At 71.6% G+C, this 26537-nt stretch carries 26 protein-coding genes; 20 read left to right on the top strand and 6 right to left on the bottom strand.

Features of this window, described 5'->3' with window-relative positions; genetic code table 11:
- Positions 1-5 precede the first annotated feature (5 nt).
- Genes IE198_RS17230 through IE198_RS17210 form a run of 5 tightly spaced genes read left to right on the top strand, consistent with a single transcriptional unit; the run spans position 6 to position 4857 of the window.
- A complete protein-coding gene (locus IE198_RS17230; protein WP_189887624.1) occupies positions 6-959 on the top strand; it encodes an ABC transporter permease in 954 nt (317 codons plus the stop codon).
- 6 nt (positions 960-965) lie between these two features.
- Positions 966-1964, top strand: coding sequence for an ABC transporter ATP-binding protein (locus IE198_RS17225; protein ID WP_189887402.1), 999 nt, complete (start codon positions 966-968; stop codon positions 1962-1964).
- Positions 1961-3262: an ABC transporter ATP-binding protein gene (locus IE198_RS17220; RefSeq protein WP_189887400.1), complete on the top strand. Its 1302-nt coding sequence runs from the start codon at positions 1961-1963 to the stop codon at positions 3260-3262. The genes IE198_RS17225 and IE198_RS17220 overlap by 4 nt, the downstream gene beginning before the upstream one ends.
- A gap of 46 nt (positions 3263-3308) precedes the next feature.
- On the top strand, positions 3309-3983 hold the full coding sequence (locus IE198_RS17215) for a trimeric intracellular cation channel family protein (protein WP_189887398.1): 675 nt from the start codon (positions 3309-3311) through the stop codon (positions 3981-3983).
- A 25-nt stretch (positions 3984-4008) separates the two neighbouring features.
- Positions 4009-4857, top strand: coding sequence for a thioesterase family protein (locus IE198_RS17210; protein WP_189887396.1), 849 nt, complete (start codon positions 4009-4011; stop codon positions 4855-4857).
- A gap of 30 nt (positions 4858-4887) precedes the next feature.
- Here IE198_RS17210 and IE198_RS17205 read toward each other — a convergent pair whose 3' ends face one another.
- Positions 4888-5460 (bottom strand): TIGR03086 family metal-binding protein, encoded by a 573-nt coding sequence (locus IE198_RS17205; protein WP_189887394.1) that lies wholly within the window; start codon positions 5458-5460, stop codon positions 4888-4890.
- A gap of 86 nt (positions 5461-5546) precedes the next feature.
- Between IE198_RS17205 and IE198_RS17200 the strand changes: the two genes are divergently transcribed.
- A complete protein-coding gene (locus tag IE198_RS17200) occupies positions 5547-6572 on the top strand; it encodes a helix-turn-helix transcriptional regulator (RefSeq protein WP_189887392.1) in 1026 nt (341 codons plus the stop codon).
- On the opposite strand, the gene IE198_RS17195 is transcribed toward IE198_RS17200, so the two are convergent.
- Positions 6541-7155: a TetR family transcriptional regulator gene (locus tag IE198_RS17195; RefSeq protein WP_189887391.1), complete on the bottom strand. Its 615-nt coding sequence runs from the start codon at positions 7153-7155 to the stop codon at positions 6541-6543. The genes IE198_RS17200 and IE198_RS17195 overlap by 32 nt on opposite strands.
- Before the next feature lie 106 nt (positions 7156-7261).
- Here IE198_RS17195 and IE198_RS17190 point away from each other — a divergent pair, with 106 nt between their 5' ends.
- The 3 genes from IE198_RS17190 to IE198_RS17180 all read left to right on the top strand — a co-directional run bounded on the left by IE198_RS17190 (position 7262) and on the right by IE198_RS17180 (position 9105).
- Positions 7262-7417, top strand: a complete 156-nt coding sequence (locus IE198_RS17190) for a hypothetical protein (RefSeq protein WP_100109288.1) — start codon at positions 7262-7264, stop codon at positions 7415-7417.
- A 45-nt stretch (positions 7418-7462) separates the two neighbouring features.
- Positions 7463-7831, top strand: a complete 369-nt coding sequence (locus IE198_RS17185) for a hypothetical protein (RefSeq protein WP_189887389.1) — start codon at positions 7463-7465, stop codon at positions 7829-7831.
- Between the two features lie 110 nt (positions 7832-7941).
- Entirely contained in the window at positions 7942-9105 is a 1164-nt protein-coding gene (locus tag IE198_RS17180; RefSeq protein WP_189887388.1) for a cysteine desulfurase family protein, read from the top strand.
- Positions 9106-9132: 27 nt separating this feature from the next.
- On the opposite strand, the gene IE198_RS17175 is transcribed toward IE198_RS17180, so the two are convergent.
- The gene (locus IE198_RS17175) at positions 9133-9651 is read right to left on the bottom strand and encodes a hypothetical protein (protein WP_189887385.1); all 519 of its coding nucleotides are present in this window, start codon (positions 9649-9651) and stop codon (positions 9133-9135) included.
- Positions 9652-9660: 9 nt separating this feature from the next.
- The gene (locus IE198_RS17170; RefSeq protein WP_189887384.1) at positions 9661-10356 is read right to left on the bottom strand and encodes an N-acetylmuramoyl-L-alanine amidase; all 696 of its coding nucleotides are present in this window, start codon (positions 10354-10356) and stop codon (positions 9661-9663) included.
- 61 nt (positions 10357-10417) lie between these two features.
- Between IE198_RS17170 and mnmA the strand changes: the two genes are divergently transcribed.
- Both mnmA and IE198_RS17160 read left to right on the top strand, forming a co-directional pair.
- Positions 10418-11545, top strand: a complete 1128-nt coding sequence (gene mnmA, locus IE198_RS17165) for a tRNA 2-thiouridine(34) synthase MnmA (RefSeq protein WP_189887382.1) — start codon at positions 10418-10420, stop codon at positions 11543-11545.
- A gap of 62 nt (positions 11546-11607) precedes the next feature.
- Positions 11608-12129, top strand: coding sequence for a hypothetical protein (locus IE198_RS17160; RefSeq protein WP_229834029.1), 522 nt, complete (start codon positions 11608-11610; stop codon positions 12127-12129).
- A gap of 170 nt (positions 12130-12299) precedes the next feature.
- On the opposite strand, the gene IE198_RS17155 is transcribed toward IE198_RS17160, so the two are convergent.
- On the bottom strand, positions 12300-14114 hold the full coding sequence (locus IE198_RS17155) for a hypothetical protein (protein WP_189887378.1): 1815 nt from the start codon (positions 14112-14114) through the stop codon (positions 12300-12302).
- Between the two features lie 126 nt (positions 14115-14240).
- A complete protein-coding gene (locus tag IE198_RS17150; protein WP_308426817.1) occupies positions 14241-15062 on the bottom strand; it encodes an alpha/beta fold hydrolase in 822 nt (273 codons plus the stop codon).
- A 78-nt stretch (positions 15063-15140) separates the two neighbouring features.
- Between IE198_RS17150 and IE198_RS17145 the strand changes: the two genes are divergently transcribed.
- From IE198_RS17145 to gatB, 9 genes are all read left to right on the top strand, one after another.
- Positions 15141-15680, top strand: a complete 540-nt coding sequence (locus IE198_RS17145; RefSeq protein WP_189887376.1) for an LOG family protein — start codon at positions 15141-15143, stop codon at positions 15678-15680.
- A 7-nt stretch (positions 15681-15687) separates the two neighbouring features.
- Complete coding sequence (locus IE198_RS17140; protein ID WP_189887374.1) at positions 15688-16386, top strand: SDR family oxidoreductase; 699 nt, start codon at positions 15688-15690, stop codon at positions 16384-16386.
- A gap of 221 nt (positions 16387-16607) precedes the next feature.
- Positions 16608-17621, top strand: coding sequence for a methionine synthase (locus IE198_RS17135; protein WP_189887372.1), 1014 nt, complete (start codon positions 16608-16610; stop codon positions 17619-17621).
- 30 nt (positions 17622-17651) lie between these two features.
- The gene (gene ligA, locus IE198_RS17130; RefSeq protein WP_189887370.1) at positions 17652-19832 is read left to right on the top strand and encodes an NAD-dependent DNA ligase LigA; all 2181 of its coding nucleotides are present in this window, start codon (positions 17652-17654) and stop codon (positions 19830-19832) included.
- A 313-nt stretch (positions 19833-20145) separates the two neighbouring features.
- Complete coding sequence (locus IE198_RS17125; protein ID WP_189887368.1) at positions 20146-22275, top strand: putative bifunctional diguanylate cyclase/phosphodiesterase; 2130 nt, start codon at positions 20146-20148, stop codon at positions 22273-22275.
- A 539-nt stretch (positions 22276-22814) separates the two neighbouring features.
- On the top strand, positions 22815-23111 hold the full coding sequence (gene gatC / locus IE198_RS17120; RefSeq protein WP_100109300.1) for an Asp-tRNA(Asn)/Glu-tRNA(Gln) amidotransferase subunit GatC: 297 nt from the start codon (positions 22815-22817) through the stop codon (positions 23109-23111).
- A 5-nt stretch (positions 23112-23116) separates the two neighbouring features.
- A complete protein-coding gene (gene gatA, locus IE198_RS17115) occupies positions 23117-24613 on the top strand; it encodes an Asp-tRNA(Asn)/Glu-tRNA(Gln) amidotransferase subunit GatA (protein ID WP_189887367.1) in 1497 nt (498 codons plus the stop codon).
- Between the two features lie 127 nt (positions 24614-24740).
- On the top strand, positions 24741-24974 hold the full coding sequence (locus IE198_RS17110; RefSeq protein WP_189887620.1) for a hypothetical protein: 234 nt from the start codon (positions 24741-24743) through the stop codon (positions 24972-24974).
- Positions 24975-24990: 16 nt separating this feature from the next.
- Positions 24991-26499, top strand: coding sequence for an Asp-tRNA(Asn)/Glu-tRNA(Gln) amidotransferase subunit GatB (gene gatB, locus IE198_RS17105; protein WP_189887365.1), 1509 nt, complete (start codon positions 24991-24993; stop codon positions 26497-26499).
- Positions 26500-26537 lie beyond the last annotated feature (38 nt).

Below are 26537 nucleotides of genomic sequence, written 5' to 3'. Positions count from 1 at the left end.
CGACCATGACGAAGAAGGCCGACAAGGTCGATCGGCTCGCCGAGCTGATGCAGACGTCCGAGTCCACCAGCGGCGCCAGCCTGTGGCGCGAAGCCATGCGACGGCTGCGGGCCAGCAAGATGGCGATCATCGGCGCCGTCATCATCGCTCTGTTCGTGGTCCTCGCGATCGTCGGACCGTGGATCGCGCCGTTCAGCCCGTCCGCCCAGACGTGGCGTGGCGAAGTCTTCGCCAACAAGGGCGAGTTCGTCGGTGCCCGCAGCGGAAACTGGTTCGGCCTCGACCACCTGGGCCGGGACATGTTCTCCCGGATCCTCGTCGGCGCCCGGCAGACTCTGATGGTCGGCGTGGTGTCGATGCTCATCGGTCTGATCGTCGGTGCGCTCGTCGGTGTGCTCTCCGGTGCCGCCGCGACCCTCGGCGGCAGGACCGGGCAGCGCATCGACACGGTGGTCATGCGCTTCACCGACATCATGCTCTCGCTGCCGTCGCTGCTGCTGGCGGTCTCGATCGCCGCGGTGATGGGGCAGTCGCTGACCACCGTGATGATCGCCGTCGGTGTCGTGCAGATCCCGATCTTCGCGCGGCTGCTGCGCGGTTCGATGCTGGTGCAGGGCAGCTCCGACTACGTCCTCGCGGCCAAGGCGCTCGGCATCCGCAAGAAGCGGATCGTCCTCACCCAGATCCTTCCGAACTCGCTCAGCCCGGTGATCGTCCAGGCGACGCTCAGCCTCGCCACCGCGATCATCGAGGCCGCTGCCCTGTCCTACCTGGGGCTCGGCAACCCGGACCCGGCGATACCGGAGTGGGGCGTCATGCTCGCCCAGGCCGAACGGTTCTTCGACAACGAGCCCATGATGGCGGCCTACCCCGCCATCGGCATCATCATCACCGCCCTCGGCTTCACCCTGCTCGGCGAGGCCATGCGCGAAGCCCTCGACCCGAAGCTGCGAGGCTGAAGTCCCATGGCACTGCTCTCTGTTGAAGAACTCAGCGTCACCTTCACCGCCAAGGGCCGCAAGGACGCGACGGCCGTCGACGGCGTCTCCTTCGACGTCGACCAGGGCCAGGTCGTGGGTCTCGTCGGCGAGTCGGGCTGCGGCAAGTCCGTGACCTCGCTCGCCCTGATGGGTCTGCTCCCGAACAAGGGTGTGAAGATCGGCGGACGTGCCGTGTTCGACGGCCAGGACCTGCTGAGCATGAGCCCGCGCAAGCTGCGGGACATGCGCGGCAGCAAGCTCGCGATGATCTTCCAGGACCCGCTGTCCTCGCTGAACCCGGTCGTCCCCATCGGCGTCCAGGTCACCGAGATCCTCGAGCGCCACCGCGGCCTCAAGGGGGAGGCCGCCCGCAAGGAGGCCGCCCACCTGCTGGACCGGGTCGGCATCCCCGATCCGAGCCGGCGGCTCAAGGAGTATCCGCACCAGCTGTCCGGCGGTATGCGCCAGCGCGCGCTCATCGCCATGGCGGTCGCCTGCGCGCCCCGGCTGCTCATCGCCGACGAACCGACGACCGCGCTGGACGTGACCATCCAGGCGCAGATCCTGGAACTCCTCAAGGAACTGGTCGACCAGGAGGGCACCGCCCTGCTGATGATCACCCACGATCTGGGTGTCGTGGCCGGCATCTGCGACCAGGTCAACGTCCTGTACGCGGGTCGGGCCGTGGAGTCCGCGGGCCGGCGCGAGCTCTTCGCGCACCCCACCCACCCGTACGCGCACGGTCTGCTCGGCTCCATACCCAGGCTCGACGCGCCCCGTGGCGAGCCGCTCAGCCCCATCCGCGGATCCATCAACGACCGGATCGCCTGGGCCGACGGCTGCGCCTTCGCGCCCCGCTGCGACCGCTACACGATGGAGTGCCTGACCGGCACCCCCGAACTGACCGAACCACGCGCGGCCGGACACCAGGTCCGGTGCGTCAACCCGGTCCTTCCCAAGTCCAAGGCGGAGGTCTCGGCATGAGCCTGCTCGAACTCGACGGTGTGAAGGTCCACTTCCCGGTCAAGAAGGGCATCCTCTTCGACCGTACGGTCGGCCACGTCTACGCGGTCGACGGCGTGTCGCTCAAGGTCGAGGCCGGCCAGACCTATGGGCTCGTGGGCGAGTCGGGCTGCGGCAAGACCACGCTCGGCCGCGGCGTGCTGCGACTGGTGGACATCACCGACGGCGAAGTCGTCTTCGACGGGACCGATCTGGCGAAGCTGCCGGAGGAGGAGATGCGCCGGTACCGCCGGCGTCTGCAGATGGTCTTCCAGGACCCGCTCGGCAGCCTCAACCCGCGGCAGAACATCGAGTCCATCCTCAGCGAGGGCATGGCCGCGCACGGGATCGGCAAGGACCAGGACGAGCGCCGGGAGAAGATCAAGGAGATCCTCGCCAAGGTCGGCCTGCCGACCAACGCGCTCTCCCGCTATCCGCACGAGTTCTCCGGCGGCCAGCGTCAGCGCATCGGCATCGCGCGTGCGCTGGTCCTCGAGCCCGACGTGATCATCTGCGACGAGCCGGTCTCCGCGCTCGACGTGTCGGTTCAGGCGCAGGTGATCAACCTGCTGGAGGAGCTCCAGGAGTCGCTGGGCCTGACGTACCTCGTCATCGCCCACGACCTCGCGGTCGTCCGGCACATCTCCGACGTCATCGGGGTCATGTATCTCGGCTCGCTGGTGGAGGAGGCGCCGAGCGACGCACTGTACGCGGGGCCCAAGCACCCTTACACCAAGGCGCTCATGTCCGCGGTGCCGGTGCCCGACCCGGAGGTCGAGGACCGGCGCGAGCGGATCCTGCTCCAGGGCGACCTGCCCTCCCCGGCGAACCCGCCGGCGGGCTGCCGCTTCCACACCCGGTGCCCCTGGGCCCAGGACAAGTGCGCGGTCGAGCGGCCGGTGCTGACGGACGTCGGCGACGGGCACAAGGTGGCCTGTCACTTCGCGGCCGAGATCGAGGCGGGCGAGTTGGAGCTCACCCGGCCGACCGGTATCGAGGCCGTGGTCTCCACGGAAGCGGTGGCCTCCCAGGAGGCCGAGGTCGAGGACGCGGCGCCTGAGCCGGCTTCGAAGGTCCCGGCCCAGGCGCCTGCCCCGAAGGGCGAGGACGCAGAGCATGAGGCCCCGGCCGACGAGGACGGCGCCCCTGCCACGGACGGGGACGCGGCCGCGGCCGAGTCCGCCGACGCCGACGCCGACGGGGACCCTTCGGAGTCCGGCGCCGACGCGGATGCTCCGGAGCCGGACGCCTCCGCCAAGAAGGCGGGCAGGACCGCCTGACGGACGCGCGCACATCTTGGAGCACCGGGCGATGTAGAACTGTCCGGTGCTCCAAGAACTGTTCACGCCCTCCGTCCAGCATGCGCTCGAGCTCGTCGGGATCTTCGTCTTCGCGATCTCCGGGGCGCTGCTTGCCGTGCGCAAGAACTTCGACGTGTTCGGCATGGCGGTCCTCGCCGAGGTCACGGCTCTCGGCGGTGGTCTGCTGCGTGACCTGATCATCGGGGCCGTACCGCCCGCGGCCTTCACCGACCTCGGTTACTTCGTCACACCGCTGGTGGCGACGGGGCTGGTGTTCTTCCTGCACCCGCACGTCGAGCGGATCCAGGTGGCCGTCAACGTCTTCGACGCGGCCGGTCTCGGCCTCTTCTGTGTGACCGGCACGACCAAGGCGTACGAGTACGGCCTCGGGCTCACCGCATCGGCGACCCTGGGTCTCGCCACGGCCGTCGGGGGCGGTGTGCTGCGCGACGTGCTCGCCAACGAGGTGCCGTCGCTGCTGCGCTGGGACCGTGATCTGTACGCGGTGCCCGCCATGGTGGGCGCGACGATGGTCGTGCTCTGCATCCGGTTGGAGGTCCTGAGTCCCTTCACGAGCGGACTGGCCGTGGTGACCGCATTCGTGCTGCGGCTGTTGGCGATGCGGTACCACTGGCGGGCCCCGAGGGCGTGGAACCGGCGTTCCGAGATGAGCGAGCAGGAGCACAAAGCTACCGCTTAGTAGTTACTTGTTGTACGGTACCGCCATGGCAGAAGCAGTGGCTCAGGCGACGGTCGGCAACAGCGAGTTCGACCGCGACACCGCGATCACCCTGCGCGGGACGGGCGTCTACGACGCGGAGCTCTCGGCGGGCTGGACGATCATCCACGCCGTCAACGGCGGTTATCTGCTGGCACTCATGGGCCGGGCGCTCGGTGACGCGCTGCCGCACCCCGACCCGTTCTCCGTGTCCGCGCACTATCTGACGGCGTCCCAGCCCGGGCCCGCGGTGATCCGCACAGAGACGGTACGCACCGGGCGTACGCTCTCCACCGGTCAGGCGTCCCTCTTCCAATACGCGGAGGACGGCACCGAGGTGGAGCGCATCCGGGTGCTGGCGACGTACGGCGACCTGGATGCCCTCCCGGACGACGTCCGCACCTCCGCCAAGCCGCCGGCGATCCCGCCGATCGAGCACTGCCTCGGCCCGTCCGACGGTCCGGCCCCCATCCCGGGCAGCTCGGCGATCACCGAGCGGCTGGACATCAGGCTCGACCCGGCGACCGCCGGCTGGGCGATCGGCGCGCCGTCGGGCAAGGGCGAGATGCGCGGCTGGTTCGGCCTGGCGGACGGACGGGACGCGGATGCGCTGTCCCTGCTGCTGACCGTGGACGCTCTGCCGCCGACCTCGTTCGAGCTGGGCCTCACCGGCTGGACCCCGACGGTCGAACTGACCACCCATATCCGCTGCCGCCCGGCACCGGGTCCCCTCCGCGTCTCGATCACGACGCGCAACCTGGCGGGCGGCTTCCTGGAGGAGGACGCGGACGTCTGGGACTCCGCGGACCGTCTGGTCGCCCAGTCCCGCCAGTTGGCCAGGGCCCCGCGGCTCTGACGAGGCCCGCGCCCGGGGCGCGGGGACCGGTCACACCTCGCGCCCCAGCCACGCCGCCAGCCGGCCGTAGGCGTCCGCGTCCGCGGGGGCCTCGTGCACCGCGGCGAACGGCACCTCCTCGCCGCGGCGGTCCGCGGGCAGTGCCTGCCGGGCCAGCGGCAGAACGGCGAGGGCCAGGTCCTCGTCCAGCGGCATCGGGTGTCCGAGCGCCCGCGACAGGTCCCAGGTGTGGGTCAGGGTCTCCATCACGTACCCGCCCACCGCTGCCGCGCCCGGCACCCGGCCCCAAGGGACCGTGTACTCGCCGGCGAGTTTCGTGTCGTCCGCCCAGGCCGCGGTCGCCTGCCGCAGGGCGTGCTCGAAGGCGGCGCTCCAGCCGTCGTCCGCCACGCCGTCCGTGTGGGTCGGCACGGCCATGCCGTCGCCGCCCTGCCCGATCACCGCGAACCGGCGGGTGACACCCACGACATGGGAGAGCAGCCTGCGTACGTCGTAGTCCGTGCAGGGGGTGGAGCGGTCGAGCTGCTCGGGCGTGACGGTCCTCAGCAGCCCGGTGAACTGGGCGGCCGTGCGGGCGTAAAGGGGGCGCGGGTCGTTGGTCATGTCCGACTCCTCGGGTCCGTGCGACGGTGACGGGCAGCACGATCCCCGGATAACCTGACATCCCCCGTCATGTTTTCGGAGGGCCCGTGAAGTCCGGCCGGCTGCTGTCGATCCTGCTGCTCCTGCAGACCCGCGGCCTCGTCCCCGCATCCGAGCTCGCCGAGCGGCTCGAGGTCTCCGTGCGCACCGTCTACCGGGACGTCGAGGCACTGTCGGCCGCCGGGGTCCCGGTGTACGCCGAGCGCGGCCGGCACGGCGGCATCGCGCTGCTGCCCGGCTACCGCACCGATGTCACCGGACTCACGGCCGACGAGTCGCGGGCGCTGTTCGTCCTCGCCGCACAGGGTGCCCACCGTGCCCTGGGACTCGACGAGGCGCTGGGGTCGGCGCTGCGCAAGGTGATGGCGGCGCTTCCCGAACCGCACAGGCCCGCCGCCGAGTTGACCAGCCGCCGCATCCTCGTCGACCCCGACCGCTGGATGGTCGCCCCCAAGGCTGCCGTCGAACTGGACACGCTCAGTTCCGCCGTCTTCGCCGACCGCCGGCTGCACCTGCGGTACCGCCACAGCGGTACGACCCGGCCCCGCAGGTACACCGTCGACCCGTACGGCCTCGTGGTGAAGGCGGGTGTCTGGTACCTGGTGGCGGACCACCGGGCCGCCCCGCGGCTGTACCGCGTGGACCGGGTGCACTTTGCGCAGACGACCGACGAACCGGTGCGGCGCCGGCCGGGGCAGGACCTGGCCGACGTGTGGGAGGTGCTGCGCCGCCAGGTGGAGGAGCGTCCGGCCGGGACCCGGGTCACCGCCCTGGTGAAGGACGACCGTCTGGACCTGTTCCTGCGTGTCCAGGCGGCCCAGGTGACGGGCGCGCCGGAGTCGCGCGGTGACGGGTGGTCGCGGGTGCCGCTGGTGCTGCCCGCGCCGGGGGCGGTGCGCACACTGCTCGCGTTCGGCGAGAGCGTCGAGGTGCTGGAACCGGCAGAGGCGCGCGAGACCCTCGCGGCCGCTGCCGCCGCCGTCGTGGACCTGTACCGGCGCCCGGCGGACCCGTCTGCCGGCGACCCCGGCCGGGCGGCGGTCAGTCCAGCCAGTGGCGGCGGCCCAGACTGATCAGCCGGAGCTGGCGGCGCGCCAGTGCACCGGCCCGCTCCTCGCCTCCGGGCCCGGCCTCAAGAAGGGACGAGGCCGTCATCACCATGTGGTCGACGTACACGCCCGCGAGCATCCGCAGGTCCTCCCCGCTCCAGCCGGCCGACTCCGCCTCACGGGCGAACGCGGCCGCCACCTCGTCGCCGAACCGGTCGAGCTGCTCGCCTATCGCCGCCCGGACGGCCGCCACGCCGCCGTGCCGTTCGCGGGCGATGAACCGGACATGGGCGGGGGAGGTGCGGACGAGTTCGGCCACGAGCGCGACGGTCCGTTCGATACGGGCATCGTCGCGCGGCTCGTGCAGGGCCTCACCGATCATGAGGTGCAGGCTGCCGAGCGCTTCCTCGACCAGTGCCACACCGAGATCGGCCATGTCGCGGAAGTGCCGGTAGAACGCGGTCGGGGCGACGCCCACCGCGCGGGTGACCTCGCGAAGCCCGAGGCTGCTCAGGCTCTGCTCCTCCAGCAGCTGGAGCGCCGCGTCGAGGAGTGCCTGGCGGGTCTTCTGCTTCTGGGCCTGGCGGATGCCCACGGTGTGGCTCATAACGTTCAGTTAACAACCGTTCTCCGGCCAAGGGAAGAGTAGACTCGCCAGTCAGTGAACAGTCGTACCTACAAGTGTTCACCAAGTAGTCGCCGAAAGGATGACGATGATCGCCCTCGTAGCAGCACTCCTCCTGCTGGGAATCGTGCTGGGCGCCGTGGTCCAACTCCCCGTGTCCGTCTCAGTGGTGGCCGCCTCAGTGATCGGCTGCTGGCTGCTCGTCTTCGCCGTGAGGGAGCGCGGTCGCGCTCGCCGCGACTGAACCGCCCGCAGACTCCTCGTACCCCGCACCGGAAGGAGAGACGTCATGCAACTCGCCGAACTCGTACGTCCGCAGCACCGCAGGGGTGCCCGGCCCGACACCGGGCCGAGCGCCGAAAGCCCTGCCGAGAACCCAGGCCAGGCACCGGTCGGCGCGAACGGCACCGTCGAGGAGCGCCGCAAGGACGCCGACGACATGGCCGTCGCCGCGTTCGTGCTCGGCCTCGTCGGACTTCTCGTGATGAACATGCTGCTCGGTCCGACCGCCGTCGTGTTCGCGGCCCTCGCCCTGCGGCGCGGCACCGCGCGCCGTGGCCGCGCCCTGCTCGGCCTCGCCCTCGGCGTCGCCGACCTCGTGGTGCTCGCCGTGCTCGTGACCGCGAACGGGACGGTCGCCTGGAGCTTCGGCGCCTGACGTCCCGCCAGTCCGCCGGGACCGAGCCGCTCCCGGCGCGCACGCCGGATCGCCGTGCGCCCCTGCGCCGCGTCCGTGCCCCCACCGGGCCTCGTAGAATCGGGGCCATCATGGCTTACCTCGACCACGCCGCGACCACTCCGATGCTGCCGGAGGCGATCGAGGCGATGACCGCCCAGCTCGCCGTCACCGGCAACGCCTCCGCGCTCCACGCCGCCGGGCGCCGGGCGCGCCGTACCGTCGAGGAGGCCCGCGAAACCCTCGCAGAAGCCCTCGGCGCCAGGCCCAGTGAGGTCGTCTTCACCTCGGGCGGTACCGAGGCCGACAACCTCGCCGTCAAGGGCCTGTACTGGGCCCGCCGCGACGCCGATCCGGCCCGGACCCGCGTACTGGCCTCCCCCGTCGAGCACCACGCCGTCCTGGACGCCGTCGACTGGCTCGGCGAGCACGAGGGCGCGACCATCGAGTACCTGCCCGTTGACCCCTACGGCAGGGTCCACCCCGAGGCGCTGCGCGAGGCCGTCGAACGGAACCCGGACGACGTGGCCTTCGCCACCGTCATGTGGGCCAACAACGAGATCGGCACGGTCATGCCGGTCCGTGAACTGGCAGAGGTCGCGGCGGAGTTCGGCGTACCGCTGCACGCCGACGCCGTACAGGCCTTCGGCCAGCTCGACGTCGACTTCGCCGCGTCCGGGCTCGCCGCGATGACCGTGTCCGGCCACAAGATCGGCGGCCCGTACGGCATCGGCGCCCTGCTGCTCGGCCGGGAGTACAGCCCCGTCCCCGTGCTGCACGGCGGCGGCCAGGAACGCCACGTACGCTCCGGCACCCTCGACGCCCCGGCCGTCGCCTCCTTCGCGGTGGCCGGCCGGCTGGCCGCGGAGCGCCGCGAGGACTTCGCCCGCGACATCGGCGGCCTGCGGGACGATCTCGTACGCGCCGTGCGGGCATCCGTCCCCGACGCCATCCTCGGCGGCGACCCCACGGACCGGCTGCCCGCCAACGCGCACTTCACCTTTCCCGGCTGCGAGGGCGACTCCCTGCTCCTGCTTCTCGACGCCCAGGGCATCGAGTGCTCCACCGGCTCCGCCTGCACGGCCGGCGTTGCCCAGCCCAGCCACGTCGTCCTCGCCACCGGCACCGCCCCCGACCTCGCCCGCGGCACCCTGCGCTTCAGCCTCGGCCACACCTCGACGCAGGCCGACGTGGACGCAGTCGCCCGGGCCATCGGCCCGGCGGTCGAACGGGCCCGCACGGCGGGCCTGAGCTAGGCCGTTCCCGAACCGGCAGGCAGTTCGTCACTCGACCCGGCGGGCGAGCGACTCGACCAGCGGGACCATCGCGCCGTTGTGGCCGTTCAGCTCGAGCACCAGCTCGTAGGACGGCACGGCGTCCAGGCATCCCCGCAGCAGGGCGGCGGTGATGCCGACGCTGTCCGGGTCGGCCAGGTCGACCGGCCCGCCGAGCACGTCCAGCGGGTCGCCGCAGGAGTAGAAGGGATCATCGACGAGGCCGAAGCCCGCGAGCGTCCCGTCCAGGCGGCGCACCATCACGCAGGGCGCGTCGTTGTCGTCGAAGTAGTAACAGCGGTCTCCGTCCAGCTCGGCCTGCGTCAGCGGCGGCGCGGCAGTCTCGCCCGCGGTCCGGCTCAGATACACGGCCCGTGCCCGTACGACGTCGTCCGGGGCGTCCCGGGTGTCGATGACGCTCACCACGTACCGCCCGTCGGGTGCGACGACCGGCGCGGCGGGCGGGATGACGAATTCGCGGCAGCGCCCGGCTTCCCGGACGTCGCCGCCCGTCTCCGTCCCGGTCATTCCGCGAGCCTAGGCCTTCCTCTCCGCCGCCTCGACCGCTTTGCGCGCCTCCGGCATCGCCGCCGTGACCAGCTTCATGTACGTCGGCCAGTCCCAGTGCGGGCCCGGGTCGGTGTGGTCCGTGCCGGGGACCTCGACGTGGCCGATGATGTGGTCGCGGTCGACGGGTATGTCGTAGCGGACGCAGATACCGGCCGTCAGTTTCGCCGACGACCGGTACATCGCGTCCGTGAAGTCCTGTGGGCGGTGCACCCACCCCTCGTGCTCGATCCCGATGCTGCGCTCGTTGTACGAGCGGTTGCCCGCGTGGAAGGCGACGTCCAGCTCACGGATCATCTGCGCCACATGACCGTCCTTGCGCACCACGTAATGCGTCGCGGCGCCGTGGTCCGGGTCCTTGAAGACCTTCAGGGCCGAGGGGTAGCTGCCCTGCACGACATGGATGATCACGCGGTCGATGCCGTAGTCGTCGGGGCGGTCGGCGAGGCGCCAGTTCTCACGGGACGCCGCCGTCCACTCGGCGCCCGCGTGGTCGAGCTCGCCCTCCTTGCGTGGCTTGGTCATGCCGGGCAGCCTCCACCAGGCATGCCTCAGCTCGTCCTGCGCCAGCAGACCTCCGCCCACGAGCACCGCGCCGGTGCCGATCAGCACAGCCCGCCGGTTCACGCCGCGGCCGCCTCTGCCGTGCTTCTTGTCGCTCCCCATGCCGGTGACAACGCATACTCGCGAGCCTTCGGTTCCCCGGGGCCCGTACCCTGGTATCGCTATGACTGAGATCTCCCAGCGCCCCCTCCGTGTCCTCGCCGCCATGTCGGGCGGGGTCGACTCCGCCGTCGCCGCCGCCCGCGCCGCCGAGGCCGGGCACGATGTCACCGGTGTGCACCTGGCGCTCTCCGCGAATCCGCAGTCGTTCCGGACCGGTGCGCGCGGCTGCTGCACCCTCGAGGACTCGCGCGACGCGCGCCGCGCCGCGGACGTCATCGGCATCCCCTTCTACGTGTGGGACCTGGCCGAACGCTTCCGCGAGGACGTGGTCGAGGACTTCGTCGCCGAGTACGAGGCGGGCCGCACGCCCAACCCGTGCCTGCGCTGCAACGAGAAGATCAAGTTCGCGGCGCTGCTCGACAAGGCGCTCGCGCTCGGCTTCGACGCCGTGTGCACCGGCCACTACGCCACGGTGGTCGTGCGCGAGGACGGCAGCCGGGAGCTGCACCGCGCCAGCGACATGGCCAAGGACCAGTCGTACGTGCTGGGTGTGCTCGACGAGAAGCAGCTCGCGCACGCCATGTTCCCGCTCGGGGACACCCTCACCACCAAGGACGAGATCCGGGCAGAGGCCGAGCGCCGGGGTCTGGCGGTCGCGAAGAAGCCCGACAGCCACGACATCTGCTTCATCGCCGACGGCGACACCCAGGGCTTCCTGGCGAACCGCCTCGGAAGGGCGGAGGGCGACATCGTCGACGAGGCAGGTGCGAAGCTCGGCACCCACGACGGCGCGTACGGCTTCACCATCGGCCAGCGCAAGGGCCTGCGCATCGGCCACCCCGCCCCCGACGGCAAGCCGCGCTACGTCCTCGACATCTCCCCGGTGAACAACACGGTGACCGTCGGCCCGGCCGAGGCGCTGGACGTCACTGCCCTGACCGCGATCAAGCCGCGCTGGTGCGGCACCGCCCCGGCGGGCACCGGCACGTACACCGCGCAGCTCCGCGCCCACGGCGGCGAGACGGAGGTCACGGCGGAGCTGGTCGACGGCTCTCAGCTGCGGGTCGCCTTCACCGAACCGGTGCGCGGCGTTGCCCCGGGCCAGGCGATCGTGCTCTACGACGGCACCCGCGTGGTCGGCTCCGCGACGATCGCGACGACGACCCGTCGGGCGGCCGCCGTCGCGTAGGCCGCGCAGTCGTCGCCGTCCGAAGCCCCGCGGATGGGACAGCGCCTTCTACGATGATCGGCATGGAACCGGCGTCGGCCCTCGTCCACCTGGACAGCTCCTTCATCAACTTCCGGGACTTCGACTTCACCAAGGGCGCCCACGGGTGCCGCTGGATCGACACCAAGCGCTTCCGGCTGCCGGCCGATCCGCCGGGCGACCGGGACCTGTTGGCGGCCTTGATCGCGCACCCGCAGTTCCGGGACACCTATGACGGAGCCGGCGTCCAGGACTGGCCCCGGCACGGCGGATGGTGGCTCGACCGGATCACCCCCGGCACCTACCGACCGGTCGACGACGCAGCCGCGTTCGACGTCATCCGGACGTGGGCCGAGCAGTACGGCGCAGTCCCGGATGCGCTGCGATCGCGCCTGCGGCAGGAGATCCACACCCCGATCCGTACGGCGACCGGCCGATATGTGCTGGGACGACTCCCCGAGGACGCGGTCCACGACTACGGCCCCGTCCACGTCGACTACCACGAACTCGTCCTCATCGACCGAACCGCAGCCGCACTCACTCTGATCGTCGCCGCCGACGACTGACCTTCTGCCCTCGGCCGGTACGGACCGCTGTGGTCGCCCAGGCTCTCGGCGGGAGATCCTGCGGCCGAGGTGGTCCGGGGAACCCGGGCGGAGCGGGCACCGGTCCCGGGCGCGGGCCTCATTGCCGCGAATGAGCCCGCAACGCGATCCGGGACGTGATCACTCTTCGGTCAGGTGCGGCGGCGCTTCCGCTCCGGCCAGACGAAGCCGAGCGCCTCCGCGTACTCGCGGGAGCCGCCGATGAGCTCCGCGTACCCCTTCGGGTCCTCCGCGGCGAGACGCCGCAGCGCGGCGGCGGCACGTTCCCCCGGAGGCGTTCCGTCGTCCGGAAGGCGCCAGACGAACTGGAGCCACGGCTCGTCCTTGTCCTTGCGTCCGGCGGCGAGCCCCGGCCGGAAGACGAAGGACAGCACGGTGATGTCGGGGTCGTCGAAGTCGGTGCCGATCCACCCCTTCGCGGCGTCCCAGCCGGTGAGCAGGTCCGGTCGCTCGCGCACGCCCTCCGCGATCAGCCGGGCCGTGTCGCGTGCCGGCCAGGACCAGGAGTGGTCGGTCTCGGCCCGGGCGATCTCGGCGTCGTAGGCGGCGGCGTCGAAGCGGTACTCGGTGAGCGCGACGCCGGCGGCCGCGCCGCGCCAGCCGCCCCAGACCACCTCGTCGCCCTCGCGGCGGACGGTCACGTACAGCGCGCCGCAGCAGCCCTCGGTGCAGTACGCCTCGGCGAGTTGGACCTCCTGGGCGTCCGCCGTGGCGCGCAGCGAACCGTTGTCGAGCAGGTACTCGGGAGAGTGGCCCGGCCCCCGGCCGAACGCCCTCGGCACCAGCGGGCGTCCGTCGACGAGGAACCGGGTCTCCACGACGTCCGGTTCTGCCGGATCCCGTTCGACCACCTCGATACGCAGCCGGGACGAGCCCGGCACGGCGGTGAACGGCCTTGGTGCGTTGCGGCGCAGCCAGCGGAGCCGGCGGCGCTCTGTGGCGTGAGCCGGCTCCGGGGCGGCCAGAACGGCGGCCCAGTCCGGTGCGGTGAGCAGTGAGCCAAGGGCGCCGAGCAGTTCCTCACGCCCTCCGGCCCGCCAGTCCAACTGGACAGCCGGACCGCTGTGCAGGTCGAGCGCCAGCGACAGCAGCGTGGCGTAGTGGTCGAGGGACGGGGCGAGCCGGTGGGCGTGCGCGATCACGGCCTCGAAGGCGTCGGCGGCTTCGGGGTAGTTGAGGATCTCCGGTTCGTAGTGCCGCAGGCTCCCCATCCGGGCCAGCAGGCGTGCGCCCTGCGCCACGATCCCAGAGACGACCGGTTCCTCGCGCAGGAGGTCCGGGAGGCGGATGCTCTGGGCGATCCGCCTGGCGATCGTGGAGCCCACGGTGCGCCGATCCATGGGCACCGTGATCAGCCGGGCCCGTGCCGCCTCGTCGTCACCGCCGGTGAGGGCGTCGATCAACGGGCGCAGTTCGTCATTTCGCGTGCGGCGGTCGAGCCACAGCAGGGCCGCGGCCCGGGAGTCGATCGCGTCGAGCGCAGCGATCGCGGCATCGGTGAAGGCGGGCAGCAGGCCCAGGGTCTTGAGGCAGGGCACGTCCTCCGTCTCCCCGAGGCGTGTGAGCAGGGCGATGCCGGTCCCGACGGCGTACGCGGTGCTGCCCGTGCGGGTGAGATGCCGGCCGAGTGCCCTGGCCCTTGCCTCGTCGGGAACGTCCATCTCCCGGGCCGCTGCCGAGATGTGACCGATCCTCACTCTCAGCTCGCGCAGACGCCGCTCGGTCTCTTCGGCGGCCCGTGCGGTGTCCGGCTCGGTCAGCAGGGCTTCGAGTACCTCCCGCGCGGCTGCCCTGGACTCCTGCCAGGTGCGCCTGGGCCGTTTCCCGCGGTCGCCGGCCGGAACTTCGGCGGTCGTACGGGGCGGTCTGTCGAGGTCGGTGCTCTCCAGGCGCAAGGCCTGTTCGTACAGGGAAAGGCGGGGGGTGAGCGCGTCGCGCTCGTCCATGGCGCTCACCAGGTGAGGCGGGACTCGATTCCGTAGGTCATGCGGGGATCATCACATGCTCGATCCGGATGCGGCCAAAGGGTTTTCGCCGGCGTGTGCGCGCAGCCGGCGCTACCGCGTCGTCGTTCACGCGGTGAAGAACCGCACCAGCGTGGGTGCCAGGACCTGCCGGGCGGCCTCGTGGGTCCGGCCGGTCAGGGTGCGGTGGCGGCCGCGGGGGAGGGCCTGGGAGACCAGTCGCGCCGCCTCCCGCAACCCGGCCGGGCTCGCGCCGCCGTCGACGACCATCACCGGGACGGCGATCGTGCCGAGAAGATCCGTCGGGACCATGCCGTCGCCCATCACCTCGTGGTCGTACGCCAAGGTGTGCGCGAGCCCTTCCATCTCCGTCCACATGGGCAGCATCCGAAGCCCGGACAGCGCCTGTGACGGCATACCGATCCCTCGCAGGAACTCGGCCAGTGCGTCGCCCCGCCGGCCCCGGGCCAGCAGCGCCGTCATCCGGCCGACGTACTCGGCGTTCCGGTCCCGGGCCGCCGGGTCGGTCTCGAACGGCGGCTCGTAGAGGGACAGCCGGGTGATCGGCAACCCGGCCGCCGCCGCGCGCAGCGCGAGAGCCGCGCCGGAGGACGTGCCGTGGACGGAAACGCTGCCGCCCGCCGCCGCGATGACGGCGGCGAGGTCCTCGACCTCGCGCTCCACCGCGTACGGCGTGGTGTCGCCGCTCCCGCCGCGCCCCCGGCGGTCGTACGTGAAGGCGGTGAAGTGCGGCGCCAGTTGCTCGGCCAGCAGCGCTTCCGACGCCGATGTGCACAGCGCGCCGCACACCAGGACCAACGGGGCGCCGTCGCCTCGCTGTTCGTACGCGATGCGGGTACCGTCCGCGGATTCGGCCGTCTTCACGGCCGTGCTCGTGGTGTCCATGGCAGGGGTGACCGGATCGGTCACGAGAACTCATCGCGCGCGGCGGAAAACGTGCCGAGAAGGAATTCGGGGGATGCCCGGGGGCGCCCGTACGGTGGGGCCATGAACATCTGTGTCTTCCTCTCGGCCGCCGACCTCGACGAGCGCTACACCCGCCCCGCACGCGAATTCGCCGGGCTCATCGGCAAGGGTGGGCACACACTGGTGTGGGGCGGCTCCGAGAGCGGGCTCATGAAGGTCGTGGCGGACGGCGTGCAGGAGGCGGGCGGCCGGCTGGTCGGGGTGTCGGTGGAATTCCTGCGGGCGAAGGCGCGGGAGGACGCGGACGAGATGGTGATCGCCAAGGACCTCGCCGAGCGCAAGGCGCTGCTGCTCGCCAAGTCCGACGCGGTCGTGATCATGGTCGGTGGCACGGGCACGCTCGACGAGGCGACGGAGATCCTGGAACTGAAGAAGCACGGCCATCACACCAAGCCCGTCGTCCTGCTCAACGCGGCGGGCTTCTACGACGGCCTGAAGCAGCAGTTCCAGCGGATGGAGGACGAGGGATTCCTGCCGCTGCCGCTCACCGAGCTGGTCTTCTTCGCCGAGGACGGCGCGGGCGCGATGGCCTACCTCGAGGAGTCCGCCGGCATCCGGTAGTGCGAGCATGGCGGGCATGACCACCCATCTGATCACCGGTGCAGGATCCGGCATCGGCGCGGCCGTCGCGCGCCGTCTGCACGAGCGGGGCGACGATCTCGTCGTTGTGGCACGCGACGCGGGCCGGGCCAAGGAATTGGAGGCGCGGTACCCGGGGGCCGGCAGCCTCGTCGCCGACCTGGCGGACCCCGACCGGATCTCCTGGGCCCTCGGGCAGCAGTCGATGCCGGAGACCGTCGACTCGCTGCTGCACATCGCAGGGATCGTCGATCTCGGACCGGTCGCCGAACTGCGCCCCAAGACCTGGCACCAGCAGCTCAACGTGAACCTGATCGCCCCGGCCGAGCTGACCCGGCTGTTCCTTCCGCAACTGCGGGCGGCCCAGGGGCATGTGGTCTTCGTCAACTCGGGAGCCGGGCTCAACGCGCACGCCGACTGGGGCGCGTACGCGGCCTCCAAGCACGGCCTCAAGGCGCTCGCCGACTCACTGCGGCACGAGGAGCACGCGCACGGGGTGCGGGTGACCTCCGTCTACCCGGGGCGCACGGCCGGCCCGATGCAGGTGAAGGTGCACTCGCAGGAGGGCAAGGAGTACGACGCCTCCCGCTGGATCGACCCGGAGTCGGTCGCCACGGCCGTCATCACGGCGATCGATCTGCCGCGCGACGCCGAGATCAACGACCTGACGGTGCGGCCCGGGCGCTGACCGCTACGGGCCGGCCGGGCTTCGCCTCGCCGCGGCCCGGCGGTCGGCCCGGCCCCGGGCTGTCGCAGCGGGGCCCCGCGCCGGCCTCCGTGTCGGGCCCTGTCGCCGGCTGCCGCACCGGGCTCCGGCCCGCGCCCGCGCCGGGCCGCGACGGCAGCGCCCGCGAGCGCCGCGCCCCGACCGGTCACGCCGGGGAAGCCCGGCCCACGTACGCTTCCCGGGTGAGTGAGAAGAACGAGTTCCCCTGGGGCCCCGCCACCGGCGTGGGGTCCATGCCCGGCGGCGACGCGCGCGAGGCCGTGAAGGCGGTCACCGGGACGTTCGAGGAGTTTGTGCACCTGGCCGAGCTGCCCGCCCGCGGGCCCGGCGCCGACATGATCGGCCGGAGCCTCGGGCTGCTCGTCGAGATGTACGCGCATGTGGAGCCGAGCGGTTGGCGCATCAGTGACCGGCCCGGGCGCGACACCCGCCGGGCCCGCTCCTGGATGGGCGAGGACCTCGACGCGCTGGAGGAGTTCACCCAGGGCTACGAGGGCCCGCTGAAGGTGCAGGCGGTCGGCCCGTGGACGCTCGCCGCCGCACTGGAACGCCGGAGCGGCGAGGCGGCCCTCGGCGACCCCGGAGCCTGCCGCGACCTCGCCGCCTCCCTCGCCGAAGGGCTCCGCGACCATCTCGCCGAGGTACGCCGCCGGGTGCCGGGCGCCCGCCTCGTGCTCCAGCTCGACGAGCCGTCCCTCACCGCCGTACTGCGCGGGCAGGTCAGGACCGCCAGCGGGTACCGCACCCACCGCGCCGTGGACCGGCAGGTCGTCGAGAGCGCGCTGCGGGACGTCATGGCGGTCACCGAGGGCCCGGTGGTCGTGCACTCCTGCGCTCCCGACGTGCCGTTCGCGCTGTTGCGCCGGGCCGGCGTGCAGGGAGTCTCGTTCGATTTCGACCTGCTCACCGAGCGTGACGAGGAGTCGATCGGTGAGGCGGTGGAGGCAGGGACCGAGCTCTTCGCGGGCGTCGTCCCCTCCACCGACGCCTCGTCGGCCGGATTGTCGGTGGGCGCCGATATCGTCAAGGGTGTACGGACACTGTGGCGCAGGCTGGGGCTGGATCCGGCGACTCTTGCCGAGTCGCTGGTGATCACTCCGAAGTGCGGGCTCGCGGGCGCCTCGCCCGCGTACGCGCGCGCGGCCCTCGCCCACTGCGTCCGTGCCGCGAAATCGCTCGCGGACAACCCTGAGTAACGGGCGCACGGACAACGGGAGGACGAAACGGTGGCCGGCGAACAGCAGACGACCCTGCCCGCGGAGGCACGGGAGCAGCACGCGCTCCTCGCCGAGCAGATCGAGGAGCACCGCTTCCGGTACTACGTGAAGGACAGCCCCGTCATCTCCGACGCGGAGTTCGACAAGCTGCTGCGCGAGCTGGAAGGGCTCGAGGAGCGCCATCCGGAGTTGCGGACACCCGACTCCCCGACCCAGAAGGTCGCCGGGAACTACGAGACGGAGCTGTCCAAGGTCGAGCACCGCGAGCGGATGCTCTCCCTCGACAACGCGTTCGACGACGCCGAGCTCGCCGCCTGGGCGGATCGCGTCGCCCGCGAGGTCGGCGCCTCCGGGTATCACTTCCTGTGCGAGCTCAAGGTCGACGGTCTCGCGGTCAACCTGACGTACGAGAAGGGCAGGCTGACCCGCGCCGCCACCCGCGGCGACGGCCGGGTCGGCGAGGACATCACTCCGAACGTGCGTACCATCGCCGGCATCCCCGACCGGCTGGCGGGCGACCGTATCCCCGACCTCGTGGAGATCCGCGGCGAGGTCTACTTCCCCATGGAGCAGTTCCAGGAGCTCAACGCCCGCCGTGTGGCGGCCGGCGATCAGCCGTACGCCAACCCGCGGAACTCCGCCTCCGGTTCGCTGCGCCAGAAGGATCCCAAGGTCACCGCCAGGCTGCCGCTGCACATGGTCGTGCACGGCATCGGCGCCCGCCAGGGCCTGACCATCGACCGCCTCTCGCAGGCGTACGAGCTGCTGCGTGAATGGGGCCTGCCGACCGCGCAGCACAACAAGGTGGTCGGATCGCTGGACGAGGTGCGCGAGTTCATCACCTACTTCGGTGAGCACCGCCACTCCGTCGAGCACGAGATCGACGGCGTCGTCGTCAAGCTCGACGAGATCCCGCTGCAGGGCCGCCTCGGATCCACCGCGCGGGCCCCGCGCTGGGCGATCGCCTGGAAGTACGCGCCGGAGGAGGTCAACACCAAGTTGATCAACATCCGCGTCGGCGTCGGCCGCACCGGCCGCGTCACGCCGTACGCGCAGGTCGAGCCGGTGACGGTGGCCGGCTCCGAGGTGGAGTTCGCCACCCTGCACAACCAGGACGTGGTCAGGACCAAGGGCGTCCTCATCGGCGACACCGTGGTGCTGCGCAAGGCCGGCGACGTCATTCCGGAGATCCTCGGCCCGGTGGTCGACCTGCGGGACGGCAGCGAGCGGGAGTTCGTCATGCCCGCCGAGTGCCCGGAGTGCGGGACGGCGCTGCGCGCCATGAAGGAGGGGGACATCGATCTGCGGTGCCCCAACGCCCGTTCGTGCCCGGCGCAGCTGCGGGAGCGGGTCTCCTATCTTGCCGGCCGGGAGTGCCTGGACATCGACCACTTCGGCGAGGTGGTCGCCGCCGCACTGACCCGGCCGCTGGAGCCGGCCGAGCCGCCGCTGACGGACGAGGGCGACCTGTTCGACCTGACCATCGACCGGCTGCTGCCCATCAAGGCGTACGTCCTCGACCAGGACAGCGGGCTGCCCAAGCACGACCCGAAGACCGGCGAGGAGAAGGTCGCCACGGTCTTCGCCAACCAGAAGGGTGAGCCGAAGAAGAACGCGCTGGCGATGCTCGCCGGCATCGAGGCGGCCAAACAGGCACCGCTGGCCCGGATCATCAACGGCCTGTCCATCCGTCATGTCGGGCCTGTCGCCGCCCAGGCGCTCGCCCGCGAGTTCCGCTCCATCGAGCGGATCGAGCAAGCGACGGAAGAGGAACTGGCGGCCACCGACGGCGTGGGCCCGATCATCGCCGCCGCGCTCAAGCAGTGGTTCGCGGAGGACTGGCACCAGGAGATCCTGCGCAAATGGCGTGCGGCCGGTGTCCGGATGGAGGAGGAGGCCGGTCAGGACGAAGGGCCCCGGCCGCTCGAAGGACTCACGGTCGTCGTCACGGGGACGCTGGAGAACCACACCAGGGATGGCGCAAAAGAAGCGCTCCAGAGCCTCGGAGCGAAAGTGGCCGGTTCCGTATCGAAGAAGACGAGCTTCGTCGTGGTCGGCGACAACCCCGGTTCCAAGTACGACAAGGCTGTGCAGTTGAAGGTGCCGGTGTTGGACGAGACGGGCTTCGCGGTTCTCCTCGAACAGGGGCCCGACGCGGCTCGTGAGGCGGCTGTGGCTCAGGAGGCATGACAAATGGGGCTCGGACGGGCGCTCGAAGGGGGCGCGTGAGGCGCACCACCGCAGCACGAGGGGCGGGATCCGGACGGGCCGAGCGCCGGATGAACGCCCAGTACAGGTCACCGTCAAGCGCATACCAGATGGAGAAGGGTGGCCGGGTCGCATTCGGGCAAGAGCTGTAGAGCGCTGCCCGTCCGAGCCTCCTGCGGCCTACTGTTGAGATGCGCGCCTGTCGTGCACGGCTGCGTGGTGGGATTTCAGTCGTGGTGGCATGACAACGGCATCCATCGCGAGGCAGGCACCGCCGGCTGTGAGAGGGACGGGAATGAAACCGACCGAGAGCGCCGCCCCGGTCTCACGGCCGCGTGGACTGGCGGCCCTGGCGGGCAGGGCACCCGGCCTTTCCGCGGCCGTCGTCGGGGGTGCGGCGCTCGTGCTCGCCACCGGAGTCGTACGGACCGTCCGCGACGGCCACGCGCTCTTCCCCGACCAGGCAGACGGCTGGTCGCTCGCGCTGCTCACCGGGATCATCGTCGGCCACCTCGTCGCCCTCGGTCGCGACCGCTGGTGGGGCGGCACCGGTTCAGGGGCCGCACTCACGCTCGCCACGCTGCTGCTGTACGGCTGGGTCCCGGCCGGTCTGGTCAGCCTCGCCGTCGTCGCGCTCGTCGGCGCGGCCTGCCGCAACCGCCGGCGACAGGGCCTGCTTCACGGTGCGGTCGACGTCCTCGGCATCGGCGCTGCCGCGCTCGCGCTCGCCCTCTTCGGCGTCGTGCCCACCGTCGAGCGGCCCTGGGACCCGCTCGGCTGGGAGCTCGAGGCCGCGCCCGAAGTCATCCTCGCCGCCACGGCATATCTCGGCGTCACCCGGCTGCTGCTCTGGTACGTACTGGCCCCGCAGGCCGGCGGACTGCCGACCGTCGCACGCACCGCCCTGCTCAGGCAGGGACTCGTCGCCGTCGCGCTCGTCGGCATCGCCCCCCTGATCTGCGTCGTCGCCGTCGTCATGCCGCTGCTGCTGCCCCTGTTCGCCGTACCGCTCATCGCGCTGGACTCGACGCTGTGGATCGCCAGGGCCAGGGCGGAGGAGCAGTTGCGCGACCCGCTCACCGGGCTGCCCAACCGCCACTGGCTGCTGGAGCGCACCTGGTCCGCGCTCGAGGACGCCGAAGGCAGCGGGGCGCGGGCCGCACTCGTACTGATCGACCTCGACCGCTTCCGGTCCGTCAACGACACCCTCGGGCATCTCGCGGGCGACCGGCTCCTGCTGCAGATCGCCGAGCGGCTGCGGCAAGCCCTGCCGCGCGGCGCGGAGGCCGCCCGGCTCGGCGGCGACGAGTTCGCCGTACTGCTGCCGACGGCGGACTCCACGACCTCCGCGCAGCGCGTCGCGAGGCACCTCGTCGCCGAACTGTCCTCGCCCCTCGACCTCGACGGGCTCACCCTCGTCCTGGAGGCCAGCGCGGGACTCGCCGTCTTCCCCGACCACGCGCTCGACGCCGAGGGGCTGCTGCGCCGCGCGGACGTGGCGATGTACCAGGCAAAGCGCGACCGTACGGGCGTCGAGGTCTACGAGTCCAAGCGCGACAGCAACACCCCCGACCGGCTCGGGCTCCTGGGCGACCTGCGGCGGGCGCTCGACGCCGGCGAGGTCGAACTCCACTACCAGCCCAAGGTCCGTTTCGACGGGCACGTCGCGGGGCTCGAGGCCCTCGTCCGCTGGGTCCACCCGGAGCGGGGGAGGGTCCCCCCGGACGAGTTCATCGCGATCGCCGAGTCCTCCGGGCTGATGCCGCACCTGACCGAGTACGTCCTCGAGACGGCGCTCGGGCAGGTCGCGAAGTGGCGGGCCCAGGGTCTCGAGGTCCCCGTGGCCGTCAACGTCTCGCCGCGCGACGTCCACACCCCCGGATTCGCCGGGGCCGTCGCGGCGAGGCTGGCCCGGCACGGGGTCCCGGCGGGCGCACTGCAGTTGGAGATCACGGAGCATGTGCTGCTGGAGGACCCGCAGCGCGCCGCGGACACGCTGGCCGGGCTCTCCGACCACGGCGTGAAGATGTCGCTCGACGACTTCGGCACGGGGTACTCGTCGCTGGTGCATCTGCGGCGGCTGCCGGTCAGCGAGCTGAAGATCGACCGTTCCTTCGTGGCCCGGCTCGCGGTCGACGCGCAGGACGCGGAGATCGTCCGCTGCACCGTCGATCTGGCCCACTCGCTGGGCCTGCTGGTGGTCGCAGAAGGCGTCGAGGACGACGAGACCTGGGAGCGGCTGAGGGATCTGCGCTGCGACGCGGTGCAGGGATGGCTGGTCGCGGCGGCGATGCCGCCGCAGGAGACGACGGCGTGGCTGCTGGCGCGCGGCGAACGAGGCTGGCACCGCCCGGCGCTCCCGGCGGGCGAGCTTCCCTCGCCCCAGCCGCGCGCCGACCGCGCGTCGGGCCGCGCGGTGACGTAGCCCCTGCTGCGGCGCCTCGGGCGGGCGGAGCCGGGCATGGTGCGCCGGAGGCTGCCGGGCCGGTGGTCGTGCGGCCCGGCCCTCGGCCGGGCTGCGGCTCCTGCCCACACCGCCCGTGCGGGGTGGGTGCGACGGTGCGGCCTTCCGGTCGGTGCCATGCCGTCGGCGCCGGTGGGGCGGGCCCACTGGGGCTCGGTTCGCCTCCGGGGCGCTTTGTGCGTGTTGTCGACGGTCGATCGTGCTCGATCCCTCGTTCGTCGGGATCTCCGCGCTCCCCCTGCCTTCGGCGGGAGGTGCCCCACTCCCTTTCGACACCCGCGCGCCCCTTTCGGCTCGGCGGGCCGGGCGGCTGGTTCCTGGGCGGCGGGGGCGGTGGCAGCGGCCGGGTGGGTGTACGGCCGCAGACCTCGGTGGGGACCGGGGCGGGACCCGGTTCCGGGGAGGCCGGGGTGAGGGGAAGGCAAACCGTTTCACGGGCACCCGGGCCCGCCCCATAGGATTGGGCCAAAACCATCACACTCACCCCAGAGGATCGCTGCATGCCTGGCATCACGCGCGAGGAGGTCGCCCACCTCGCCCGGCTGGCGCGTCTGGAGCTGAAGGACGAAGAGCTCGAGCACTTCGCCGGACAGCTCGACGACATCATCGGCGCGGTCGCCCGCGTCTCCGAGGTCGCCGACCAAGACGTACCCCCGACCTCCCACCCGCTGCCGCTGACGAACGTCATGCGTGCCGACGAGGTCCGTCCGTCGCTCACCCCCGAGCAGGCGCTCAACGGCGCCCCTGCCCAGGAGCAGCAGCGTTTCAAGGTGCCGCAGATCCTGGGGGAGGACTAACAGTCATGACGGACAGCATCATCAAGCTCACCGCCGCCGAGATCGCCGCGAAGATCGCCGCCGGCGAACTCACCGCCGTCGAGGTCACCGAGGCCCACCTGGCCCGGATCGAGGCCGTCGACGAGAAGGTCCACGCGTTTCTGCACGTCGACCGTGAGGGCGCTCTCGCGCAGGCCCGCGCCGTCGACGAGAAGCGGGCGAAGGGCGAGAAGCTCGGCCCCCTCGCCGGCGTACCGCTCGCGCTGAAGGACATCTTCACCACCGAGGGCATCCCGACCACCGTCGGTTCGAAGATCCTCGAGGGCTGGCTCCCGCCGTACGACGCGACGCTCACCAAGCGGCTCAAGGCCGCCGACGTCGTCATCCTCGGCAAGACCAACATGGACGAGTTCGCCATGGGGTCCTCCACGGAGAACAGCGCCTACGGCCCGACGGGCAACCCGTGGGACCTGACCCGTATCCCCGGCGGCTCCGGCGGCGGGTCCTCCGCCGCCCTCGCCTCCTACCAGGCGCCGCTCGCGATCGGCACGGACACCGGCGGCTCGATCCGCCAGCCCGCCGCCGTCACCGCCACGGTCGGCGTCAAGCCCACCTACGGCGGGGTGTCCCGCTACGGCATGGTGGCGTTCAGCAGCAGCCTCGACCAGGGTGGGCCCTGCGCCCGTACGGTCCTGGACGCGGCCTTGCTGCACGAGGTCATCGCCGGGCACGACCCACTCGACTCGACGTCCATCGACGCCCCGGTCCCGCCGGTCGTCGAGGCCGCCCGCAACGGCTCCGTGGCCGGCATGCGCGTCGGCGTCGTCAAGCAGTTCCGCGGCGAGGGCTACCAGGCCGGTGTCGTGCAGCGCTTCGACGAGTCCGTCGAGCTGCTGAAGGAGCTCGGCGCCGAGATCGTCGAGCTGGACTGCCCGTCGTTCGACCTGGCGCTCGCCGCGTACTACCTGATCGCGCCGTCCGAGTGCTCCTCGAACCTCGCCCGCTTCGACGCCATGCGTTACGGCCTGCGCGTCGGCGACGACGGCACGAGGTCCGCCGAGGACGTCACCGCGCTGACCCGCGAGGCCGGCTTCGGCCCCGAGGTCAAGCGCCGCATCATGCTGGGCACGTACGCGCTCAGCTCCGGCTACTACGACGCCTACTACGGCTCCGCCCAGAAGGTACGCACCCTCATCACCCGGGACTTCGAGAAGGCCTTCGAGAGCGTCGACGTCATCGTCTCCCCGACGACGCCGACCACCGCCTTCCCCATCGGCGAGCGAGCCGACGACCCGATGGCGATGTACCTCGCGGACCTGTGCACCATCCCGACCAACCTGGCCGGCAACGCGGCCATGTCGTTGCCCTGCGGTCTCGCACCGGAGGACGGCCTGCCCGTCGGCCTGCAGATCATCGCCCCGGCCATGAAGGACGACCGGCTCTACAAGGTCGGTGCCGCCGTCGAGGCCGCTTTCGTGGAACGCTGGGGACACCCGCTGCTCGAGGAGGCTCCTTCACTGTGAGCGACGCACGCGCGGCCGCCGGGCCGCAAAAGGCGACGATGCCCGCACCTCTGCGCCGCGCGGGCGGACATGGGGGCCCCTCCCAGGCGCCAGCGCTGGGGGAGAACGGAGAAATGCTGTGAGTGCCATGGCGAAGAAGGCCAAGAACTTCAAGAAGTCCAAGACCGGGCTGTACGTGTCGCTCGGCAGCACCGCGTTCGGCGCGATCAGCGTCGCCAAACAGGCCAGGCTGGCCCGCGCCGACGGTGACATGCTCCGGCTGGCCGACGCCGTGGTGTCCGCTGCCGCGATCGTCACCGGCCTGGCCATCCTCTACCGCGAGCTGAAGCGGCTCGGCGACGACGACGTCCTGCTGGGCTGAGAGGGAAAGTTTCATCGTGACCGTCACTGAACTGGTGTCGTACGAGGACGCCCTGGCGTCCTACGACCCCGTCATGGGCCTCGAGGTCCATGTCGAGCTCGGCACCAAGACCAAGATGTTCTGCGGGTGCTCCACCGAGCTGGGCGCCGAGCCCAACTCGCAGACCTGCCCCACCTGTCTCGGCATGCCCGGCTCGCTCCCGGTCGTCAACGCGGTCGGCGTCGAGTCCGCCATCAAGATCGGCCTCGCGCTGCACTGCGAGATCGCCGAGTGGTGCCGCTTCGCCCGGAAGAACTACTTCTATCCGGACATGCCGAAGAACTTCCAGACCTCGCAGTACGACGAGCCGATCGCCTTCAACGGCTACTTGGACGTCCAGCTCGAGGACGGCGAGGTCTTCCGCGTGGAGATCGAACGCGCCCACATGGAGGAGGACACCGGCAAGTCGACCCACGTCGGCGGTGCCACCGGCCGCATCCACGGCGCCTCGCACTCCCTGCTCGACTACAACCGCGCCGGCATCCCGCTGATCGAGATCGTCACCAAGCCGATCGTCGGCGCCGGTGAGCGCGCCCCCGAGGTCGCCAAGGCGTACGTCGCCGAGCTGCGCGAGCTCATCCGTGCCCTCGGAGTCTCCGAGGCCCGCATGGAGATGGGCCAGATGCGCTGTGACGTGAACCTCTCGCTGCGGCCGAACGGCACGGAGAAGTTCGGCACCCGCTCCGAGACGAAGAACGTCAACTCGCTGCGCAGCGTCGAGCGGGCGGCCCGGTACGAGATCCAGCGGCACGCCGCGGTGCTCTCGTCCGGCGGCACGATCGTGCAGGAGACCCGTCACTTCCACGAGGACGACGGCTCCACCACCTCCGGCCGGGTCAAGGAGGAGGCGGAGGACTACCGCTACTTCCCCGAGCCCGACCTGGTCCCGGTCGCGCCCTCGCGCGAGTGGGTCGAGGAGCTGCGCGCCACGCTGCCGGAGTTGCCGCGGGTGCGGCGCAACCGGCTCCGTGAGGACTGGGGCGTCTCCGAGCACGACATGCAGTCCATCCTCAACGCGGGCGCGGTCGACCTGATCGTCGCCACCATCGAGGCCGGCGCGGAGGCGGCCGCCGCCCGTAAGTGGTGGATGGGCGAGCTGGCCCGCAGCGCCAACGAGTCGGGCAAGGCGCTGGACGAGCTGGCGATCACCCCGGCGCAGGTCGCCCGGGTGACCGCACTGGTGAAGGAGGGCTCGCTCAACGACAAGCTGGCCCGCTTGTGTCTCGAGGGCGTGCTCGCCGGCGAGGGCGACCCGGACACCGTCGTCGAGAAGCGCGGCCTGAAGGTCGTCTCCGACGAGGGTGCGCTGGGCGCGGCCGTCGACGAGGCCATCGCCGGCAACGCGGCGATCGCGGACAAGATCCGCGGCGGCAAGGTCGCGGCGGTCGGCGCACTGGTGGGCGCGGTCATGAAGACCACGCGCGGCCAGGCGGACGCGGCTCGGGTGAAGGAACTGATCCTGCAGAAGCTGGGCGTCGAGGGCTGACGCCCTTAGGTTCCGCGAGGGGCGGCGCGCACCACAGG

The sequence above is a fragment of the Streptomyces xantholiticus genome (genome assembly GCF_014651015.1).
In the GTDB taxonomy this organism is placed as follows: Bacteria; Actinomycetota; Actinomycetes; order Streptomycetales; family Streptomycetaceae; genus Streptomyces; species Streptomyces xantholiticus.
The sequence above is the reverse complement of the archived record's forward strand: the minus strand, read 5'-3'. Positions and strand labels throughout refer to the sequence as shown.

What these genes read in the sequence shown, in the direction of transcription:
- IE198_RS17205 (WP_189887394.1), bottom strand. Translation starts at nt 5,460, where the DNA reads ATGACCAACGACCCGCGCCCCCTTTACGCCCGCACGGCCGCCCAGTTC.
- IE198_RS17230 (WP_189887624.1), top strand. Translation starts at nt 6, where the DNA reads ATGACGAAGAAGGCCGACAAGGTCGATCGGCTCGCCGAGCTGATGCAG.
- IE198_RS17155 (WP_189887378.1), bottom strand. Translation starts at nt 14,114, where the DNA reads ATGGACGAGCGCGACGCGCTCACCCCCCGCCTTTCCCTGTACGAACAG.
- IE198_RS17140 (WP_189887374.1), top strand. Translation starts at nt 15,688, where the DNA reads ATGGCGGGCATGACCACCCATCTGATCACCGGTGCAGGATCCGGCATC.
- IE198_RS17195 (WP_189887391.1), bottom strand. Translation starts at nt 7,155, where the DNA reads ATGAGCCACACCGTGGGCATCCGCCAGGCCCAGAAGCAGAAGACCCGC.
- gatA (WP_189887367.1), top strand. Translation starts at nt 23,117, where the DNA reads ATGACGGACAGCATCATCAAGCTCACCGCCGCCGAGATCGCCGCGAAG.
- IE198_RS17170 (WP_189887384.1), bottom strand. Translation starts at nt 10,356, where the DNA reads ATGGGGAGCGACAAGAAGCACGGCAGAGGCGGCCGCGGCGTGAACCGG.
- IE198_RS17185 (WP_189887389.1), top strand. Translation starts at nt 7,463, where the DNA reads ATGCAACTCGCCGAACTCGTACGTCCGCAGCACCGCAGGGGTGCCCGG.
- IE198_RS17180 (WP_189887388.1), top strand. Translation starts at nt 7,942, where the DNA reads ATGGCTTACCTCGACCACGCCGCGACCACTCCGATGCTGCCGGAGGCG.
- IE198_RS17220 (WP_189887400.1), top strand. Translation starts at nt 1,961, where the DNA reads ATGAGCCTGCTCGAACTCGACGGTGTGAAGGTCCACTTCCCGGTCAAG.
- IE198_RS17190 (WP_100109288.1), top strand. Translation starts at nt 7,262, where the DNA reads ATGATCGCCCTCGTAGCAGCACTCCTCCTGCTGGGAATCGTGCTGGGC.
- gatC (WP_100109300.1), top strand. Translation starts at nt 22,815, where the DNA reads ATGCCTGGCATCACGCGCGAGGAGGTCGCCCACCTCGCCCGGCTGGCG.
- IE198_RS17210 (WP_189887396.1), top strand. Translation starts at nt 4,009, where the DNA reads ATGGCAGAAGCAGTGGCTCAGGCGACGGTCGGCAACAGCGAGTTCGAC.
- IE198_RS17175 (WP_189887385.1), bottom strand. Translation starts at nt 9,651, where the DNA reads ATGACCGGGACGGAGACGGGCGGCGACGTCCGGGAAGCCGGGCGCTGC.
- IE198_RS17110 (WP_189887620.1), top strand. Translation starts at nt 24,741, where the DNA reads ATGGCGAAGAAGGCCAAGAACTTCAAGAAGTCCAAGACCGGGCTGTAC.
- IE198_RS17145 (WP_189887376.1), top strand. Translation starts at nt 15,141, where the DNA reads ATGAACATCTGTGTCTTCCTCTCGGCCGCCGACCTCGACGAGCGCTAC.
- IE198_RS17160 (WP_229834029.1), top strand. Translation starts at nt 11,608, where the DNA reads ATGGAACCGGCGTCGGCCCTCGTCCACCTGGACAGCTCCTTCATCAAC.
- mnmA (WP_189887382.1), top strand. Translation starts at nt 10,418, where the DNA reads ATGACTGAGATCTCCCAGCGCCCCCTCCGTGTCCTCGCCGCCATGTCG.
- IE198_RS17225 (WP_189887402.1), top strand. Translation starts at nt 966, where the DNA reads ATGGCACTGCTCTCTGTTGAAGAACTCAGCGTCACCTTCACCGCCAAG.
- IE198_RS17125 (WP_189887368.1), top strand. Translation starts at nt 20,146, where the DNA reads ATGAAACCGACCGAGAGCGCCGCCCCGGTCTCACGGCCGCGTGGACTG.